This is a genomic window from Aeromonas sp. Marseille-Q7275, from assembly GCF_965119515.1.
The window spans coordinates 1-876 of the sequence record NZ_CBCPLW010000048.1; the positions used below are offsets into that span (position 1 = coordinate 1).

Below are 876 nucleotides of genomic sequence, written 5' to 3' on the forward strand. Positions count from 1 at the left end.
CTAGGCTGTGTTCTTAAAGTGATGAAGATATAATCTCACATCTTCTCAACAGCTTAAGACCTATGTAGTGTCCCGTCGCTATCAGTTAACCGATGCACAATGGGGGCTTATCGAGCCCCTGTTTCCACATCACCGCATAAGCGGACGCCCTACTCGTGAGCCACGCCAAGTGCTTGATGGCATTCTCTGGATACTTCACACCGGTGCACCTTGGCGAGATCTGCCAGAACGTTTCGGCCCATGGAACTCGGTCTACAACTCCTTTCGACGTTGGCAAAGCACAGGCCGCATCGATGCCATCCTTGCGGCACTGCAACTGCATCTCAATGAAGAAGGGCTTATCGACTTCGACCTGTGGTGCATTGACGGCTCCAATGTCAGGGCATCCAAAGATGCTGCCGGAGCGCGTAAAAAAACACTCCGGTGAATCAAGCTCTTGGTCGCTCTCGTGGTGGTTTTGGCAGCAAAATTCACTTGGTCACTGATGGTAATGGTTTACCGCTGGGGTTCTGCCTTTCGCCGGGGCAATCAGCGGAAATCAGATATGCGACAAGTGCGTTGGCCATGGCAAGGATCCCGACTTCATCAGGCCGTTATCGCACGCGGCCAACGCATCTTGCCGCAGATAAGGCCTATAGCAGCAGGGCTCTGCGGGCAGAACTCCGGCGCAGAAAGATAAAAGCGGTTATCCCGCAACGCAGCGACCAGCAACGGCACCATAAGGGACGTCCACTGGTGTTAGACAAAGCTCGTTATCGTAGGAGAAATGTGGTCGAACGGTGCTTCGGATGGCTGAAGAAGTTTCGCCGATTCTCAACGAGGTATGAAAAGCTGGCGGGAAGTTTTGCAGCCTTTATCAAGCTGGCTTTCTGCCTT

The 876-nt window shown here is 53.0% G+C and carries 1 protein-coding gene; it reads left to right on the forward strand.

Annotation, left to right across the window (positions count from 1 at the left end):
- Window positions 1-67: 67 nt before the first annotated feature.
- Window positions 68-876, forward strand: a protein-coding gene (locus ACWPWQ_RS21290; protein ID WP_454010709.1) for an IS5 family transposase whose coding sequence is annotated in 2 segments (ribosomal slippage) — window positions 68-410 and window positions 410-876 — 810 coding nt annotated over the 2 segments. Because the reading frame shifts where the segments join, the coding sequence is not laid out codon by codon here. This gene is flagged as partial in the annotation.